The organism is Streptomyces sp. NPDC031497 (assembly GCF_055580905.1).
Genome location: NZ_JBVIKO010000064.1, coordinates 1 through 3714 on the forward strand (window position 1 = coordinate 1; position 3714 = coordinate 3714).

Here is a 3714-nt window from a genome sequence, read left to right on the forward strand (position 1 = left end):
GGGTCTGCTGCACGATCGGGTGACATCTGAACTGGCCTGCCCTGTGGGGCGGGTGGAAAGGATGTCGCTGTGCCCAAGCCGTATCCCGAAGAGTTCCGCCAGGACGTCGTGCGGGTCGCGAGGAACCACGGGCCGGGGGTGACGGTGGAGCAGGTGGCCACCGACTTCGGGGTTCACCCGATGACGTTGTGGAAATGGATGCGTCGCGCGGACATCGATGACGGGACCAAGCCCGGAGTGACCAGCGAGGAGGCCGCCGAGCTGCGGGAAGCTCGGCGGCGGATCAAGCTGCTGGAGCAGGGGAACGAGGTTCTCCGCCGGGCCGCGGCCTATCTGTCGCAGGCGCATCTGCCGGGAAAAGGATCTACCCGCTCGTGAAAGAGCTGGCCGTGGACGGGGTGCCCGTCACGGTGACGTGCCGGGTGCTCAAGCTCGCCAGACAGCCCTACTACTGCTGGCTCGACAAGCCGGTTGCCGACGCCGCACTGGAGAAGTCGTACCGCGCGAACGCATTGTTCGACGCCCACCGCGACGACTCGGAATTCGGCTACCGCTTCCTGGCCGATGAAGCGCGTGGTGCCGGGGCTCGGATGGCGGACCGAACCGCGTGGCGGATCTGCCGGGACAACCGCTGGTGGAGCGCGTTCGGCAAGAATCGTGGCCGGGGCAAGAAGGCCGGCCCGCCGGTGCACAATGATCTCGTGAGCCGCAACTTCACCGCGACCGGCCCGAACCGGCTGTGGCTCGCCGACATCACCGAACACGCCACCGGTGAAGGCAAGCTGTATTTCTGCGCGATCAAGGATGTGTTCAGCAACAGGATCGTGGGCTATTCCATCGACGCGCGGATGAAGTCCCGCCTGGCCGTGACCGCCCTCGACAACGCCGTGGCCCGACGTGAACACGTCGACGGGTGCATCCTGCACAGCGATCGCGGCTCGCAGTTCCGGTCCCGGAAGTTCGTCCGGGCCCTGGACCGGCACCGCATGGTCGGATCGATAGGGAGGGTCGGGGCAGCCGGCGACAACGCGGCCATGGACTCCTTCAGCAGCCTGCTGCAAAAGAGCGTCCTCGACCGCCGGAGGTGGGCCACCCGCGAGGAACTGCGGATCGCGATCGTCTCCTGGATCGAGCGGACCTATCACCGACGCCGCCGACAAGCCGCACTCGGCCGGCTGACACCCGTCGAATTCGAGACCGTCATGACCAAATCGGCCCTCCAGGCCGCGTGACCGAACCTGTCACCTGAACCTGCACCAGACCCTTCTGAAACGATCAGTTAAGGGGCTTCATCGACGCCGTGATGGAGGTACCAATCACTGCTGGCTAGCCCGTAGCGCAGGGCTGTATCCCAGGCGTTTGGCCCATGTGTACGGGCGTGCTGCTTAGCGGCCTCATATAGGTGATCGGTCAGGGCGGGTATGCCTCCTTCGCTTCGTATCTGCTGGTGCAGCCACTGGTCCGCAGTCACCACGGACACGCTGAACTCGGCATAGCGGTCAGCCAGTTGGAATGTGTCGAAGTGGTACTCCACGCGGGCACGGAACTCAGCGTCCCAGTTGGGCAAGGCCTGGATGCGGAACTGCACGGGCCAGCCCGTGATGTCCGCAACGAGATACCGGCCAGTTTCGCCGGGGCGGTCGTAGTAGGGATGCAGAGTGCGCTGGCCAGCGGTGATGCCGATCCGATCGCCTTTCATCTGGTTGCACTTGCCGCAGGCCGGCACCAGGTTGACCGGACAAATTGCGTACAGCGGCAGCGCCTCCTTGGGCAGGTGGTGATCGAGCGAACCGATCTCACTGTTGCCGCACAGGAGGCAGCGCCCGAACGGTGCGCGGGCCTTGAGCTCGTCGTACTTCCTTCTCCCGTCGCGACGCCCCACCAGCCCTGTACTGTAGAGGGCCTTCAGATGTGCTCCGTCACGGTCCGGTGTCTTCTTCTCGGCGTCCCGCTCGTAGATGGCAAGTGCGTAGAGCCGGTCCTGCTCGGCGAAGTAGGTGTACTTCTTCTCGGCTGCGGACAGGTCTGCTTCGCGGGCCAGGAGCCGCTTCTTCAGGACGGGGTCCTGCAGGCGTCTGCAGACGGCCGTCAGTGTGTCTTTCACCGTCATGGCCGGAGGGTCGATCGGAATCATGAGGTGCTTCCCTCCCGGCGGAGGGTGAGGACACGCAGCAGACCGCGGGCTTCGCTGCCCAGGGACTCGAAGTCCGCCAGAATGTCCTCGTAGCTCCGCCCCGCGTCAACCTCCCTGGCCAAGGCGGCGTAAAAGCCGGTGGCGGCGGACTCCAGGCCGAATGCCTCGTGCGTGAGTGCGCTGACGTTCTCCCCGTATGTCTCCATCTGGGGCCGCTCGGCTTTCACCACGTCGCCGTAGCGGCGCAGCGTGTAGACGCACGACCGCGGTACCTCCTGCAGGACGACCGGTGAGTGCGTAGCCACGACCGCCATGCCGTTGACGTCGGACAGGAAGTCCGACAGGGCGCGGATGAACGCCGAGAGCAGGGGTGGATGAAGGTGGGCTTCGGGCTCGTCCACGAAGACAACCGTGCGCTCGGTCACTTCCTGTACCAGCCGTGTCAAGGTCAGCAAAGCGATCTTGTGGCCAGAGCTCATCGGCTCAAAGAGCTGCTTCGCAGCGGCTTCGAACCGGCGGTCAGATCCCTCGGACAACAGCGCTTCGAGGTCGCCTTCGTAGTCGTCCAGAAAACCGGACTCCGGATACCGGAGCGTAGCCATGATCTGTTCCCAGCGGCTGCGCCGGGCACCGATACGGGCCGTGGCAAGACTGCTTGCGAATTCCTCGGACAGGTCCTCACCCGTCTTCAGACGCTGCGGATCACTGCCGTCCCGCAGCCCGATGTACGCGAACGCCGCAGGAGCGTCCGGGTGGTGAAGTAGTTCATCGAAGGCGCTGAAGGACACCAGCACCACGTTCGGTGTGACCTGGGCCGATCGGGACGTCGTGAGCTGTCTGACCTCGATACTTCCCGAGGCCACCCCGGCAGCCATCGCACGCATCATGCTGGTCTTGCCCACTCCGTTACGGCCGATCAGCGCGTGTACGTTGCTCGGCGGCAGTGACGCCGGGATGGCACGGAACTGCAACTTGGGCGGTTCACGGCCAGCATCGGGAGGTCGGGGAGGCGTATAGTCCCACTCGAAGGTGACGACCCGCTCTCGGCCTCGAGCGATGAGGTGCAGGCGCTCCAGTTCCGCTTGAGGATGGCGGACGTCCCGCATCAGGGAGTCTCTGAAGACACGCAGATCCCGCAAACGGTCCACAACCTCGTCGCTGTAGTCGTATGCGACGTCTCGCAGGGCAGTCAGCACGCTGACTCTCTCGCTATCAGTCAGCGTGCTGAGCGCCTCGTAGTACCGGTCATCGACGCCCAGGCTAAAGAAGTCCTCGTCAAGAGCTGTGAATCGGCGTGGCAGCCGATCCTCCGTGGCGTTGAACTCACCACGGGCACCTGACCCCATCTCAACATGCCCGATCCGGACACCGCCAACGGTCTGCGAAACACTCCCGCGACGCTTGATGCGCAACTTGTACAGCGTCACGAAGCCGTAGTCGTTCCAGTTGTCCGGCACCAGAAAGGCGCCGTCGAACCCCGCAGGTAGATCCCGTGACCCTTCCACCACGACGAACTGCATGACGCCACCTCATCCCCCAGCTCACCCTTGATCACACTGTAGTCCTAACTGATCGTTTCA

At 64.4% G+C, this 3714-nt stretch carries 3 protein-coding genes; 1 reads left to right on the forward strand and 2 read right to left on the reverse strand.

The window, feature by feature from the left end; translation table 11 throughout:
- Positions 1-69: 69 nt before the first annotated feature.
- Positions 70-1232 (forward strand): IS3 family transposase gene (locus ACZ5K7_RS48195; protein WP_468924939.1). Its coding sequence is split into 2 segments (ribosomal slippage): positions 70-354 and positions 357-1232, totalling 1161 coding nucleotides; the frame shifts between segments, so codons are not numbered across the junction.
- A 47-nt stretch (positions 1233-1279) separates the two neighbouring features.
- On the opposite strand, the gene ACZ5K7_RS48200 is transcribed toward ACZ5K7_RS48195, so the two are convergent.
- Both ACZ5K7_RS48200 and ACZ5K7_RS48205 read right to left on the reverse strand, forming a co-directional pair.
- The gene (locus ACZ5K7_RS48200; RefSeq protein WP_468924941.1) at positions 1280-2134 is read right to left on the reverse strand and encodes a hypothetical protein; all 855 of its coding nucleotides are present in this window, start codon (positions 2132-2134) and stop codon (positions 1280-1282) included.
- A complete protein-coding gene (locus ACZ5K7_RS48205) occupies positions 2131-3654 on the reverse strand; it encodes an ATP-dependent nuclease (protein WP_468924942.1) in 1524 nt (507 codons plus the stop codon). Before ACZ5K7_RS48205 ends, ACZ5K7_RS48200 begins: the two co-directional genes overlap by 4 nt.
- Between the last annotated feature and the right edge of the window lie 60 nt (positions 3655-3714).